Consider the following 14,672-nt stretch of genomic DNA (forward strand, 5'->3'; position numbering starts at 1 on the left):
ACAAAGCCGCTATCAATAGCGGCTTTATTTATAGGACACACCCCATGCATAACAATATCGATACGCTCTTTGCCAATATGTGGGACGATTATGTTGCAATTACCCCTTCAGCTCACAAAATTCATGCCCTGCTTGCGGATGAAGAAAGCACAAATAACATTGTTAACGACCATGTTGCTTTTAGAACCTTTGCATTAGATAAAACTGCGCTTGAAAAATTGGCCGCTCACTTTCTTGCCCTCGGATATACCGAAATGGGTAATTATAATTTCGAAGCGAAGAAGCTAACCGCCAAGCATTTCGAACACCCTGATGACACAAAACCAAAAGTCTTCATCAGCGAGTTGAGAGTGAACGAACTGTCCGACAATACGCAGGCCATAATTCAAAAGCTTGTAGCGCAAATGGATGCCAATGTCGTGACTGCTGATAACTTCCTTTATTCAGGCCGTCACTGGGATATCAGCAAAGCCGATTACGATGCTCTGCTCAATGAATCAGAATATGCAGCGTGGTTAGCGGCATGGGGATTTCGCGCTAATCACTTCACAGTTAGCGTGAATCATTTAGGGCAAACTGATGAGCTTTCAGATGTAAACGCGCGCCTTAAAGAAGCCGGTTTTGTGCTAAACACCTCTGGCGGCGAAATAAAAGGCGGGCCTGAGGTCTTCTTAGCGCAGTCGTCTACTATGGCCGATCGGGCTCCTGTGAATTTTTCTGATGAGACCGCTGCCATTCCAAGTTGTTTCTACGAATTTGCTCAGCGCTATAACATGCCTAATGGCAAACGCTACCAAGGCTTTGTGGCAGCTTCCGCAGATAAGATATTTGAAAGCACTAACGCCAGTTAACGTTTTGATGCGTTGAATCGGCGCAGTCTGAACAAAAAAGAATTTAAATGCGATGAATAAAGGGGCGAAAGCCCTTTTATTTTCTGCTAGGGAACGTATCTGACACGTTTGTGTGCCTTGCAAGGAACTGATCATAAGGCATAGGTTTATCGAAATAAAAACCCTGCATGAGGTTCACGTCAGCATTTTCCATAAAGGGTAAGTAAGACTCCTGCTCTACCCCTTCCACCACAATTTCAATCTGCAACCTATTGAGCATGGCCACCAAACCACAGAAAAGCGCATTCGCTTTACTGTTGTTATGGATATCCTTAACCAAGCTCCTGTCCACTTTAACGACTTCAAAATGAAAGTTTCGAAGGTAACTTAAGGAAGAAAAGCCACTGCCAAAATCGTCAAGTGAAAGGCGGAAGCCAACTTCACGCAGACTATTTAGCGCGGCAAGCGCGGCTTTTTCATCACGGATAAAAATAGACTCGGTGAGTTCAAGTTCAATCATGTTGGTTCGCACCGAACTATCATTACAAATTTTCGTGGCTTGGGCGGGGAAATCGGTGTCTAGCATTTGGTTAACACTGATATTAATTGAAAGCGGAATGCTCTCCCCTTGCTGCGCTTCCATCATAGCAATGTAGTCACATGCAGCTTCCAGCGCTTGCACGCCAATCTGGCGGTCAAGGTCGTGCGCTTCAGCGATGGGGATAAATACCAGAGGAGGTACAACACCGTGCAAACCAGATATCCACCTGCAAAGCACTTCTCCGCCTTTCAAATTGCCCTGTAAGTCATACTTGCCTTGAATATAATAATCGAGCAAGTTATTTTCGATAGCTTTACGCAAGTCGTTAACCATACTGACCTGTTGCGACATTCTCTCATAAAGCCCATCCTCATAGACATTCACTTGGCCTTTACCAAGTTTTTTGGCGTGATACATTGCCGCATCTGCGCATTGTACAACGCCTTCAATACTGTCATTGTGTTCGGGAAATTTGGCAATACCGATACTTGCGGACAGTTTCAATTCGACCTTTTTAGTTACCACAACATCTTCTTCGATGAGCCGAATGAGCGCTTCGGATTTCTCCACCGCCCATTCAATATTTTGTCTTGAAAGTACCGCAATAAACTCATCGCCTCCCCACCGCGCCACATCACCAAACGGACCAAATGAAGCGGTTAGCAATGCGGCAACACGCTGAAGCTCAACATCGCCTTTCTCATGACCCGCGGTATCATTAATCGCCTTGAAACCATCAAGGTCGATGAACACGACTAAAAAGTCGCCGTGGCTGTCGAAAAGTTGTTGGAAAATATCACGCAGGGCGCTGCGATTATTTAACCCAGTTAATTCATCGTACAGGGCAAGTTGCTTTAACCGAGCTTCATTGCGTTTGCGTTCACTAATATCCCGCATAGTGGCAATAAGCGATGATGAGGCTTCTAGGTAATTGTCAAACACCGATACGGATATATCAACCGCGGTATTCTCCCCCACTCTGGGTACAATAACAGACTCAAACCTAAGCTGTTTTTTATGCTCCAAGCTATTGGTATTTACCTTTTCACCCTTCAACAAATCATTAAGATTAAGATTGATACAGGCCATTTTATCTGGCGCACCCACCAGCTTCACAAACGCCTCATTGCATTCGTTTATGCTTAAGCTAGGAGATAATACCAACATGGGTTCGCGAGAATTCGCAAAGGCTGATGCCATGAGTTGAAAGGATTGCTCTGCTTCCCTTTGCTGCGTTATATCTCTCGTGGTTCCCACTATTTGTAAGGCTTCACCACTACTACCACGCTTAAGTACACGCCCTCTTAGGCGCACCCACTGCAACTGGCCTTGTATGCTCATACGAAAGGAAAGTTCTATGCGTTCGCGCCCACCATGAAGCGCCATCGACCATTGAAACTGTAAGTTTTCCAAGTCACCTTCATGCACTAACGCCATTAAGTCGATTGGGGTTCCGGACCAGGTAGACTCACTTTCTGAATTAAGTGAAAACGCACGAATATCAATGATGTCGTGGCTCGCCTGCCAATCCCAAAACGACTCTTGCGATGCCCATAATGCGAGTTCTAACTTTTTCTGGGATTGCTGACTGAAAAGGAGTGAATTGTATAGCTCGTCAGCTTTTAGCAACAGCAAGGATTCTGCATTTTCTCTTGCTGTTTTTTCACGCTGAAGCCGCCTTTCTAAGCTTTTTAATTTTTCTTCTAGAGGATCTAGATCGGCGCCCACCGGCTACACAACCTGAATACTAAATTCGTAAGTATGAGGGAATGACATTTGATGAGTTTCGCGTTCTAGCGTGCAATCGAAGTACGCAGCTGCTGCATCCATCAACCCTTCAGCAAGGGGATACAATTCTCGTTCCGAGAAGTAGCGCAAGCGCATACTATTATCGGTTCTAGATATAACGGTAAACCTAGGCAAATCAGCATCTGGATAGAGTTTGCGCACTTGAACATGAATGTCACCATCAAGGTGTTCTAGCAACTGTAAAATGTCTTTCGTGTCTGCAAGTACATTGCCATGTACTGCCGCTAGCTTACCAAAAAGATAAACCCCAAAATCGTACAGCAGTTCATTAACCGACTTACCGGTTTTCGCGGTAAGGATAGTTAATATTTTCTGCATTTCTTCAAAAGGGTAATAGCCGACCGCAGTATAGGCTCCATCATTTGTTAACTCAGCTTCAACAATCACTTCGTCAGCAAATTCAGGCGATACCTTTTCTTCTAGCATGTCTATGAGCGAAGTAAATACAATCCCTAACATACGGTCTCCTTATACAGTTAATAATAGTGTAGTTCAGTCACACCCAACGACAACCATTGTTTAGGAAATATCATTCTCTTGGGCGTCTGAACTATCGTCACTTGAAGCGCTTTGATTTTGCACCACTTCAACACTATCCACCCGCTGTAAACCTCGAGGTAACTTGTTTCCTCTTCGTCCTCGCTCTCCATAATAGTGTTCTAAATCTGAAGCAGACAAGGTCATATTACGTTTACCCGCGGTCACTTTTAATGAAGCGCCATCAGGCACTACCGCCAATACAGTCACAAACTCTTCGCGGGATTGCGCTTTGGCACCAGGAATATTAATCAGCTTATTCCCTTTTCCTTTACCTAGGCTTGGCAAGTCTTTAAGTGGGAACAGCAACATACGCCCCTCGTTCGAGATGGTTAAACACCAATCTGACTCAGGGTTAGTGACAGGTTTAGGCTTCATTACCTTGGCGGCCTTTGGCAAAGAAAGATATGCTTTCCCCGCCTTATTTTTGCTCACCATATCTTTGAATGTGCCTACGAAGCCGTAGCCAGCATCGGAGCCAACCAAAAACTTAGCCTCGTCGGATGCCATAATAACGTGTTCAAACGACTCACCACCTACCAAGGCAAAACGCCCTGTCAGCGGTTCCCCCTGACTCCGCGCCGATGGCAATCCATGGGCATCACAGGAGAAAGTACGTCCCGAGGTATCCATGAATACCGCAGGTTGATTACTTTTCCCTTCTGCACTTGATAGATAGCCATCACCCGCTTTGTAGCTTAATCCCTCTGCATCAATGTCATGACCTTTGGCGCAACGTGCCCACCCTTTTTCTGATAACACCACGGTAACTGATTCAGCTGGCACGAGTTCTTTTTCAGACAATGCTTTCGCTTCGCCACGCTCAACAATGGGTGAACGTCTATCATCACCATACTTTTCAGCATCGGCGAGAATTTCTTTCTTGATCAGGGTTTTTAAGCGGCGATCTGAGCCTAGCAAGGTTTGCAGTTTGTCACGCTCTGCAGCCAACTCGTCTTGCTCGCCCTTAATTTTCATTTCTTCAAGCTTGGCTAAATGACGAAGCTTTAATTCTAGTATTGCTTCTGCCTGCTTATCGCTAAGCGAGAACCGCGAGATTAACTCTTGCTTGGGTTTTTCGTAGGTACGGATAATCTCGATAACTTCATCGATATTCAAAAAGGCAATGAGCAAGCCTTCTAAAATATGTAAACGAGCCAGCACTTTGTCTAATCGGTACTGAAGACGACGGGTAACGGTCTCTTTTCGGTAAACCAACCATTCAGATAGGATAGTTCGAAGATCTTTAACCTTAGGACGACCATCCAAACCAATCATGTTTAGGTTTACGCGATAGTTCTTTTCTAAATCGGTAGTCGCAAACAAATGCTGCATTAACTGGGCAGTATCGATACGGTTTGAACGCGGCGTAATAATTAATCGGGTAGGGTTTTCGTGATCTGACTCGTCGCGTAAATCGCTAACCATTGGCAGCTTTTTAGCCTGCATCTGCCCTGCGATTTGCTCTAAAATTTTACCACCTGATGCCTGGTGAGGCAGCGCAGTAACAACAATATCGCCATTTTCTTCGTGGAACACCGCACGCATTTTAATTGAGCCGCGGCCGGTTTCGTAAAGTTTACGAATATCAGCTTTAGGCGTAATAACTTCAGCTTCGGTAGGATAATCTGGCCCATTAACGTGCTCTAGCACATCGCTAAGCTCTGCTTTGCTGTTGTCGAGCAACATGGCACAGGCATAAGCCAATTCACGCACATTATGTGGTGGAATATCTGTTGCCATACCCACAGCAATACCGGTAACGCCATTAAGCAAGATATGCGGCAAACGAGCGGGTAGCACACAAGGCTCTTCTAATGTGCCATCGAAATTGGGGGTCCAATCGACGGTGCCTTGACCTAATTCATCCAATAAAACTTCTGAAAAACGAGAAAGTTTAGCCTCGGTATATCGCATGGCAGCGAAAGATTTAGGGTCGTCTGGCGCTCCCCAGTTTCCTTGCCCATCTACCAAGGGGTAGCGATAAGAAAAGGGCTGCGCCATCAATACCATGGCTTCATAACACGCGGAATCTCCATGAGGATGAAACTTACCTAATACATCCCCTACCGTTCTAGCTGATTTTTTGTACTTAGCATTAGCGCTCAGTCCCAAGTCAGACATGGCGTATATAATGCGTCGTTGTACGGGCTTTAGGCCGTCAGCAATATGAGGTAGGGCACGGTCCATGATGACGTACATGGAATAGTTTAAGTAAGCGTCTTCGGTAAAGCGCCTTAAAGGCAGTTGTTCTACACCGTCGCGGTTAATAATAATCTCGTCGCTCATGATAATTTTTTCGTTTTGTTATTTTCACAATACAGCGTTAATGCCAAGCATTTAGTTTATTTAAACAGGTAGCAGCGTTAACGAACGGCGTGTTTATGTGGAAGTGTTTACCCACAAAATAGGACTTTTTATTAAGCCTTCAATGTTTCTATTGTGGGGCAAACTAGGGGCTAGTGCAATAATCACTATTAGGTTAACTCAGTATAGCGATAGACGTAAATGCCTCAATCTTTTGTACAATTGTCCGCCAGAGTGGTTTAATAAGAATAGAAGAAGATTAAGAAGCTATTCAGGATGTATTTGTTTCGAATTTTTACACTGCTGTGCGCATTACTTTGGCTTATCGCCCCTCAATCAACACACGCTCAGCATATTGAGCAACTTTTCGATGAAGATGCTTCTTTAGACCTCTCCGACTCCCTGTACTATTTATACGAAACCAATCTGCCACTCACAATAAACGATGTGAGTAGACGGCGCAGCGACTTTCGAATGCATCCCTATAGTAATCCCAATTTTGGATTCAGAGATAAAGGAATGTGGTTATTAACGTCATTTTCCAACGTGTCAAACCAAGAGAACTGGGTATTTTCTATCAATTTTAGCCAACTCGACAAAGTCGATTTCTATTTGGTTAAAAATGGAGAAGTATTGCAGCAAAGCCATCAGGGGAAATCTCAAAAAGAGCAAATTTTTCGCATTCCTACATTACGGGTAAAGCTTGCCAACGCTGAACGGGTAGATTTATTCATACGTGTTGAAAGCCAATCATCAAGTCTTATTACGCCACTACGAGTGCAACCTGAGCCAGTTCATAGCAGTTCGTTCCAAATGAACAGCCTAATGTGGGGTTTGTTTTACGGGGGGTTGCTGATACTGGCGGTCTATAACCTTGTGCTGTATTTCGGGGTTCGCGAGCGCAGTCTTATTGCCTACGTGGGCTATATATGCGCCGTTATTCTTTGGCAATTTATTTGGGGCGGCCATATCCACCTGCTGTTTTCAGGGGGAATACCCTATTGGCTTGTTGGCCACACTGAACTGATATTTGTGATCATAGGTATCTCATCCGGTTTTTTTACCGTGAGCTTTCTTGAGACCAAAAAGAACGCCAAGGCTGCACATCCTGTCATTGTTTTGTTATTGGCAGTACAAATGGTTATTGGGGTAGTTTGTTTTCTGGGGGTGCTTCCTTCTATCTGGAAGAATAACTTGGTTTATGGTGTAGGTCTAATCGCAATTTGTAGTTATATATTTGCCGGTATTGAAGCCTTCATTAACCGCTTCCAACCTGCCCGATACTTTATATTTGCTTGGGGTATGCTGGCCTCTGGTGCCATTATTGGCATGCTAAGTTTAATTGGCGTACTCCCCTCAAACGACTTCACCACTTACTGTTTCCAAGTGGGTGTATTTTTAGAATCTGGGCTGTTTTCTTTCGCGCTAATGGAAAAAAGTAGAAGCCAACTTGAGCATGAGGTTGAGCAAGCCACCGATGATTTACGCAATAATATGGAGCTCATTGAAGAGCAAAACGCACGCTTAGATATTGCCCGTAAAGACGCAATTAAAGCCAGTAATGTGAAATCGCAATTTCTTGCCAATATGAGCCATGAAATACGTACGCCTCTTAACGGTATTCTAGGGTTTAGCCGAGAACTCACCCATGCCTCTTTGCCGTCTGATCAACAAGAGCAAGTGCGAATTATCAATACTGCCGCTGATAACTTGCTGACTATAGTGAACGATGTTTTAGACTTCTCTAAGATTGAAGCCGGTAAGCTGCAAATCAACAACCAACCATTTTCACCCAATACTTTATTGGAAGAAATGGTGACAATTATGGCGAAGTCTTCCCATTCTAAAAAGTTAGAATTTGTTTTCGACCTAGCGCCCTTGCCAGAAAAGTTAATAGGTGATGTGTTCAGAATAAAGCAAATTTTGAACAACCTGCTTGGCAACGCCTTAAAATTCACCCCTTCCGGTACGATTACCCTAGCAGTTAAAGGCCGCCCGCTTTTGCACGGAATTCATGAAATTGAAATCACCGTTGAAGATACGGGTATCGGTATAAACCGGCAGGACAGAAAGAAACTCTTTAATGCGTTTTCTCAAGTAGATGACTCGATAAACCGAAACTACCAAGGGACAGGATTAGGCTTGGTAATTAGTCGAGAGCTAGTTCGACTCATGCGAGGCGACTTAACCCTCAAAAGTACGCCAAGACAAGGTTCCACCTTCGTGGTTACCCTTAGAACCAATCACTTAAGCCAGAAATATGCATTGAGTGCTGATACCGAGTGGCATGGAAAACATGTGGTTATCTTCGACCCCATTCCGGCTACACGCCGTGCCAGCGCCTCTATGTTGAAGCAACTGGGTGCTAACGTTACCACGGTTGAATCCATTGATTACCTTTCCAGACTATCGCTACAGTCATCTTCCACTGATTTCTTTATGGCAACCGTGCCGGTATCAAAAATGGACAAGCGGGATGAGTTCTTAAGCCGCTTTGTACAGTTTAATGCCACTAAGCGCGTGCTTTGGTATTCAGGCCCAGAGCCTTTTACTCAATACCCAAGTTTATCTCAGCACTTTCATACTCAAATACGCATGCCAATGACGCTAAGTAAGCTCGATGGCTTAGTGAATAATAAGAAAGCGGTACCAAGAAATCCGCTTCAAGATAAGTTGAACTCCCTTCCACCGGCAAGAATTCTAGCCGTGGATGATATGGATATGAACCTCAAGTTACTGCATACCTGGCTTGATAACTCACCTATATCATTAGTGACCACAACCAGTGGCGAAGACGCGGTTAATCAGTGCCAAACCCAAGAGTTCGACTTGATATTAATGGATGTTCAAATGCCTATTATGGATGGGCTTCAAGCGTCTCGAGCGATAAGAAAAACGACGCTGAACATGGGCACACCTATTATTGCGGTAACCGCCCATGCCTTTAAAGAAGAGCAAGAAAGATTACTCGCTTCGGGCATGGATGACTATTTGCCCAAACCCATTGAGATAGGTTCTCTGGTAGACCTTATTCGTTCGTGGTGCCATGCAGCTGAGCCTGGGCACATATTACTTCCTTCCTTAGACTGGCAGCTTGCGCTAAAACGCGCACACCAGAACCATGAAGCAGCAAAAGAATTACTTGAAGACTTTATTACTATGGCGCCGGACATGCTGATGACCTTGAAGGCGCTGTGGAATAAAAAAGATTACGCAGAGCTTAAACTCGAAATTCATAAGTTACACGGAGCATGCTGTTATATAGGCGCCCCGCGATTGCAAAGCTTAGCAGATGAGCTCGAAAGCGCCCTTAAACTAGGGCAACATTTTCTAGTTGCTGAGAATCTGCCGCTGTTACTTGATGAAATTGAGCGAGTCTGCTCTGAAGGGCAGACGCGCACAGGCTAGCTTAACATGGGTTATTGAACCTTATTGGTTCTGCGGGCGGCTTGGCATTGAGAAATAAGCGCAGCAAATTCTTCTGGGGTTCTATCTATGTCAGAGGTAGCAATAAACACGTCATAGCCTAGGCGCTTGCGAAGCTCTGCCATACGGTTTGCCAACATGGCTTTTACCCCAGTGAGTACTGTGCCATTGTTTAAGGTGAAATGATTGTCATCGAACATAGACTCTTCGTAGCAACTTCCCGTTGCACACCCTTCATTGGTGTTATGCAGCAACAAAGGTCGCTGCTCCATAAGCAAATGGGTGGCTAAACGTGGCGATATACTGGTTAGAAACTCGGTATAGTCTTTTAATTTAAACCCCACGGTTTCAAGCCCTACATGCTCTAATCCTTGTCGTACTCTCGGGCAGTCTGCCCGCTGTAAGTTTTCCCAATGTATCCGCCAGCTGCCTAAACGGTGGCGATAGGTAATTACTTCTGTGGTCATTTCTAGGCTGAATTCAGGTTCTCGAATTTTAAAGTAGCCCACCAATAAAGTAACTAATGCGGCACTGGTGATCAAAATACCCGCAAGGAAAAGCCAATCAGGGAGCAATACAAACCAAAGCGCTGCAAACACTAGCCCTGCGCAACCAATAACGATACTGGTTATACCGTTACTTTTTGACGCGGCTCGAATAAGAATAGGTTCAGGGTTATTGCCAGACATACAGGTACACAACCAACATAATTAAGGCCCACAGCACATAAAGTCGAATACGCTGGCAGACGGCACAGTCTGTCTTCCACCAGCTAAAATGGCGTGTTGGCGCATTTTGTTTATTCTGATTTTTACGCATAAACAGGCAAACAGATTAATAATTAATACAGTTTACCTGTTTATAACGCGTGTTGTTAGGCCAGATGTCGATAGCGGTAGCGCTGAAATGCTGCTACCACGGTGGGGGTAAACACTAACGATAATATGACAGAGAAGCCCACGCCACCGGCCAGCACGACAGCAAGAGGCGGCCAGAAGCTTCCTTCACTGAAGAGCAATAACGGGATTAACCCACCCACCGTGGTAAAGGTGGTGGAAAGTATGTGTCGACTACACCCCATGGTTTCTTGCACGATTGCAGCGATATTTCCATGTTTAGCCTCTGCGTTTGCATTTATCGCCGCAATAACCACGATGGAGCCATTTATCGCAACCCCGATTAACCCAGCAGAGCCTAATAGGGGGTTAAAGCCAATCGGTAAGCCTGATAACCATAAACTAAACATGCCAAGCCCTACTGACAGTATCGCTACCAATACAATCACCCCCGCCATACGCAAGCTCGTAAAGGTTAGAATGAGAGTAGTCAGCATGAGTACAAGGAGCACCGGTGCATAAGTCCCTAGCTGCCCCATTGCCCGCTGCTGTTCATCTGCATCACCTGCAAGGTGAATACGATACCCTTCTGGCAACACTAAGCTGTCGTTTAGCTTCTGTCTTAACGTGTTACTGGCATCAACGGGGGGCACATTCGGCAAAAGGTAAGCCTGAATACGATTGACCCGCTCGCCATCTTGTCGAGTAATGCTGCTGATAGACGGTGCTAGTGTTAACGAAGCCACTGCACCTAACGACGACCAGTTTATAGCGCTATTTGCCGAATTGTCTCCTGCCACCGGAATAGGCATGGAGTTTATGCCCGCCACATCTTGTCGGAAACTATCTGATAATCTTACGCGCACAGGAATTTCTTCCGTGCTTTCCAAAACTGAACCACCAGCAAGCCCTGAAAAGTTAATTTGCATCTGACTCGCTAAATCGGAAAGGCTCAAGCCAAGGTAGGACAATGTATCGCTTGAGGCATCAACATTAAGTTCTGGCTCACCCATGGTGATACTGGCTGTAGATTGGGAAATACCGGGTACTGATGACATTAAAAATCGAACTTGCTGACCTAATTCATTCAATATGTCTAAATCGGGCCCGAAAATTTCTACTTCTACCGGCGCAGCAATAGGCGGACCTTGTCCAAATGCACGCACCACAATTTGAACTTCAGGGAAGGTATCATCAAGATGATGTTGCAAACGTCCAATTAATTTGGCCGCCTCTTCTACCGTATGCGTTGTTAAAACGGCATTGGAAAAGTTGGGTAAATTATCACGTGTCATGATTTGGTTGTAATACACTGAAGGAGCAGAACCTCCTACTAACCATGTCACTTGTTTAACCCCTTCGTTTTCGCGAATAACACTGTCGACTTTGTGGGTGTAAGCGAGTGTGTTGCCTATGCTACTGCCCTCTTTCGTCCACATATAAACTTCGAACTGGTCTCTATCAGCGCTGGGGAAAAATACGTTTGCCAACGTACCTGAAAGTACAAAACCCGAGATACAAAACACAAGCACTAAAGGTAAGACTAAAATCGGTCGTGCAATCCACGCGGCTAAATGTACGCGAAACGCTTGGCTTAATTTAGGGGCTTGTAACCCCACTTGCCACCAATGTTTATTCGCCATATTTTCAGCCTGTTCACCTTTAGGGAGAAAGCGAGCGGCTAATGCTGCAATTACTGTCAGCGATATAAACAACGAGCCGATTAGTGCCATCACCACGCTTATAGCAATAGGCCCAACAAAATCCCCAATGTTACCGTTTAGCAGAAAAATAGGCATGAAGCCCAATATGGTGGTAAGTGTAGAGGCCAGTAAGGGCGCAAAAAGGTGAGAGACACTTTTGGCCATTGCACCAACCCGAGTGGCTGATGGGTCTTGTAAATTGATCCTAATTTCATCGGTAATAACAATGGCGTTATCGATTAATAGTCCAATGGCGATGATCATGCCGAAGATGGACATTTGGTGAATTTGCTCGTTGTAAAAGTTAAGAGAGAACAACGCAAATGACGCACATAACGGAAGCGCTAACCCCACTATCCACGATGCTTTAAACCCCATAAAGAGTAATATAACTAACATGACTACCGCACAACCCATTAATAGGTTGCCTGATAGTTCGGCTAAGCGATTGCCGGTATATTTATTCTGCTCAAAAGCAATGTCGGCTGTTACCGTGCCTTTAAATTCCCGATTGAAACTATCAACCACGGTTAGCGCATCGTTGGTCCACACATCGGCACGTAGCGAGGTTTGCATACGGGCAGCAACGAAGATAACTTCCTCTCCATCAAGCACACCAATGTCAGAACGAGGGGTCACATACCCATGGGATACCGTTGCAACGTCTTCTACACGTAAATAACGACCATCTTGATTCGCCAGCGGGATAGCAGACACCATCGCCACCCCATCCAACCCTTTCGCGACTGTGAAGCGTAAATTTGTGCTTTCAGTGTCCAGCACACCTGCAGGAAGTTTAGGATCGGCGTTACTAATGATATTGCTGACTTGCCCAAGGTTTAGGCCGGTTGCCGCGAGTTTATCTGGGGAGATACTTACGCTAATTTCTTCTTCGGGGGCACCATAAATACGTACCAACTCGGTGCCGTGTACATTACGAAGTCTATCGGTGAGTTCTTCCGCTAACCGCCCCGTAAGGGTAAGTGATGTGGTATCAGGGTGCGACGCTTTTAATGCTAACAATAATGTAAATGCAGTGGCACCGCGCTTTTCATCGAATATAGGCGAACCTGCGCCTTCTGGAAAACCTGCTGATGCTTCGCCTATAGCGTCTCGTATTTCACTGAATAACTGTTCGTTACTGCTGCTATCAATCCAATCTTGGGTTTCAATATTAATGACTGAAATACCAGCTCTTGAGGTAGATTTAACTTCCTTTATTTCAAAGATTTCACGTAGCTTATCTTCTATTACATCACTGACAAGCGCTTCCACCCGCTCAGCCGAAGCCCCTGGGTAGGACGTGATCACAAGGGCATTTCGGGTATCAATTCTAGGGTCTTCTAAGCGCGGTAAATTACCTAGCGCAGACATGCCCGCAACGAGCAATATCACTAAGCTTAAAACGAGTAAGTGAGGTCGTCGATAGAATAAGGTATACCATGGGTACTTTTTATCGGTATCAAATAGCATAGGGTTCATCGCGTTACTCCATCAGCGCTATTCACATCACCCTCACTCAATTTAACCGCTTGCCCTGGCGACAGCTTATGCGTTCCACTTGTTACTAAGCGGTCGCCTTCACTTAATGCGCCGCGTACAAAGGCACGCTCACCGTCGGTATAAATAACTTCAACGGTTCTACTTTCAAGGTTAAGCGTCTCTTGTTCTGTCACTACGAACACGCGCCATAGCCCTCGTAAACCATTGCTAAGCGCACTAGCAGGTATCCAACTGCCGTTGCTATCGCCGTGACGTTGCCCTATCAAGGTGGCAAGATCGCCCGGTCGTAAGCCAGCATTACTCGATAAATTAACCAGAATATCAACAGTACGGGTTTGTCTGTTGCGTACAGGAGAAAGTTGGCTCACCGTTGCTTCAATATTTAACGCATCAACATTAAGGGCTACCTTTTCACCTACACGAAATAAAGAGATCATATCCGCTGGCACCGCAAAGCGGGCTTGTAAAGGGGCATCGCTGGTAAGACTAAGCAAAGCAGCCCCTGCAGCGACAACACTACCTTCATCAAAGTAACGCGCACTGATTGTGCCTGAAAAAGGCGCGAGCAATTCTGTTTTAGCTTGCTCTACATCTAGACTGTCAATGCTTGCTTCAATTTCTTTTACCTGTGCGCTCGCAGCAGCCGTATTGGCTTTCACTTCATCTAAACGTTGCGACGATTCTAGTTTTTTCTCCACCAGCACAGTCACCCGTTTTTCACTGAGCTCTGCTAACGTTAAATCTGCACGGGTACGTTCTAACGTTGCATTTAATTCCACAAGACGCGCAGACAACCTGTCATTGTCTAGCTTGGCGAGTACATCACCTTTTTGAACCGTATCGCCTTCATCAGCGAAAATTGCTATGACTTGACCACTGGTATCAAAAGACACATCCGCCGCTTTGGGAGATTCAATGAGTCCATAAATTTTCACCGGCATTTCAAAACCGTTTTGTACCGTAACGCGCTTAGTTGAAACCGCAGTAAGTGGATGCTCGGCAAGTTTTTGTGTCGCGCCATTTAGCCCGGCAGCAAACAGCAGAAGCGTTAAACCAACAACGAAGATAGCGATAGCAGCACACAGTGCTGTCGATGCCCCTTTTCCTTGTTCAGTAGACTCAATTGTCATTTCATTTTCCTTGCTTCTGCAGGCTTATTTGCCTAGGCATATTTGGTAAA

At 45.3% G+C, this 14,672-nt stretch carries 8 protein-coding genes; 2 read left to right on the forward strand and 6 right to left on the reverse strand.

The window, feature by feature from the left end:
- Positions 1 to 44 precede the first annotated feature (44 nt).
- Entirely contained in the window at positions 45 to 851 is an 807-nt protein-coding gene (locus AAC006_RS06020) for a DUF1338 domain-containing protein (RefSeq protein WP_126872955.1), read from the forward strand.
- A gap of 76 nt (positions 852 to 927) precedes the next feature.
- Here the strand turns inward: AAC006_RS06020 and AAC006_RS06025 are convergent, their stop codons facing one another.
- From AAC006_RS06025 to parC, 3 genes are read right to left on the reverse strand one after another with little or no spacing between them, the layout of a single operon-like run.
- The gene (locus AAC006_RS06025; protein ID WP_126872956.1) at positions 928 to 3,099 is read right to left on the reverse strand and encodes a bifunctional diguanylate cyclase/phosphodiesterase; all 2,172 of its coding nucleotides are present in this window, start codon (positions 3,097 to 3,099) and stop codon (positions 928 to 930) included.
- A gap of 3 nt (positions 3,100 to 3,102) precedes the next feature.
- Positions 3,103 to 3,639 carry a heme NO-binding domain-containing protein gene (locus AAC006_RS06030; protein WP_126872957.1) on the reverse strand — a complete coding sequence of 179 codons (537 nt, stop codon included), beginning with the start codon at positions 3,637 to 3,639 and terminating at the stop codon, positions 3,103 to 3,105.
- Between the two features lie 60 nt (positions 3,640 to 3,699).
- Complete coding sequence (gene parC / locus AAC006_RS06035) at positions 3,700 to 6,006, reverse strand: DNA topoisomerase IV subunit A (protein WP_126872958.1); 2,307 nt, start codon at positions 6,004 to 6,006, stop codon at positions 3,700 to 3,702.
- 294 nt (positions 6,007 to 6,300) lie between these two features.
- Between parC and AAC006_RS06040 the strand changes: the two genes are divergently transcribed.
- Positions 6,301 to 9,432, forward strand: a complete 3,132-nt coding sequence (locus AAC006_RS06040) for a 7TM diverse intracellular signaling domain-containing protein (protein WP_339890910.1) — start codon at positions 6,301 to 6,303, stop codon at positions 9,430 to 9,432.
- Positions 9,433 to 9,443: 11 nt separating this feature from the next.
- On the opposite strand, the gene AAC006_RS06045 is transcribed toward AAC006_RS06040, so the two are convergent.
- The 3 genes from AAC006_RS06045 to AAC006_RS06055 all read right to left on the reverse strand — a co-directional run bounded on the left by AAC006_RS06045 (position 9,444) and on the right by AAC006_RS06055 (position 14,622).
- Positions 9,444 to 10,139, reverse strand: coding sequence for a DUF2982 domain-containing protein (locus AAC006_RS06045; RefSeq protein ID WP_013785685.1), 696 nt, complete (start codon positions 10,137 to 10,139; stop codon positions 9,444 to 9,446).
- 185 nt (positions 10,140 to 10,324) lie between these two features.
- On the reverse strand, positions 10,325 to 13,471 hold the full coding sequence (locus AAC006_RS06050) for an efflux RND transporter permease subunit (protein ID WP_208805935.1): 3,147 nt from the start codon (positions 13,469 to 13,471) through the stop codon (positions 10,325 to 10,327).
- Positions 13,468 to 14,622, reverse strand: a complete 1,155-nt coding sequence (locus AAC006_RS06055) for an efflux RND transporter periplasmic adaptor subunit (protein ID WP_288388481.1) — start codon at positions 14,620 to 14,622, stop codon at positions 13,468 to 13,470. The genes AAC006_RS06050 and AAC006_RS06055 overlap by 4 nt, the downstream gene beginning before the upstream one ends.
- Positions 14,623 to 14,672 lie beyond the last annotated feature (50 nt).

This window comes from uncultured Alteromonas sp., assembly GCF_963976965.1.
Lineage (GTDB): Bacteria > Pseudomonadota > Gammaproteobacteria > Enterobacterales > Alteromonadaceae > Alteromonas > Alteromonas naphthalenivorans.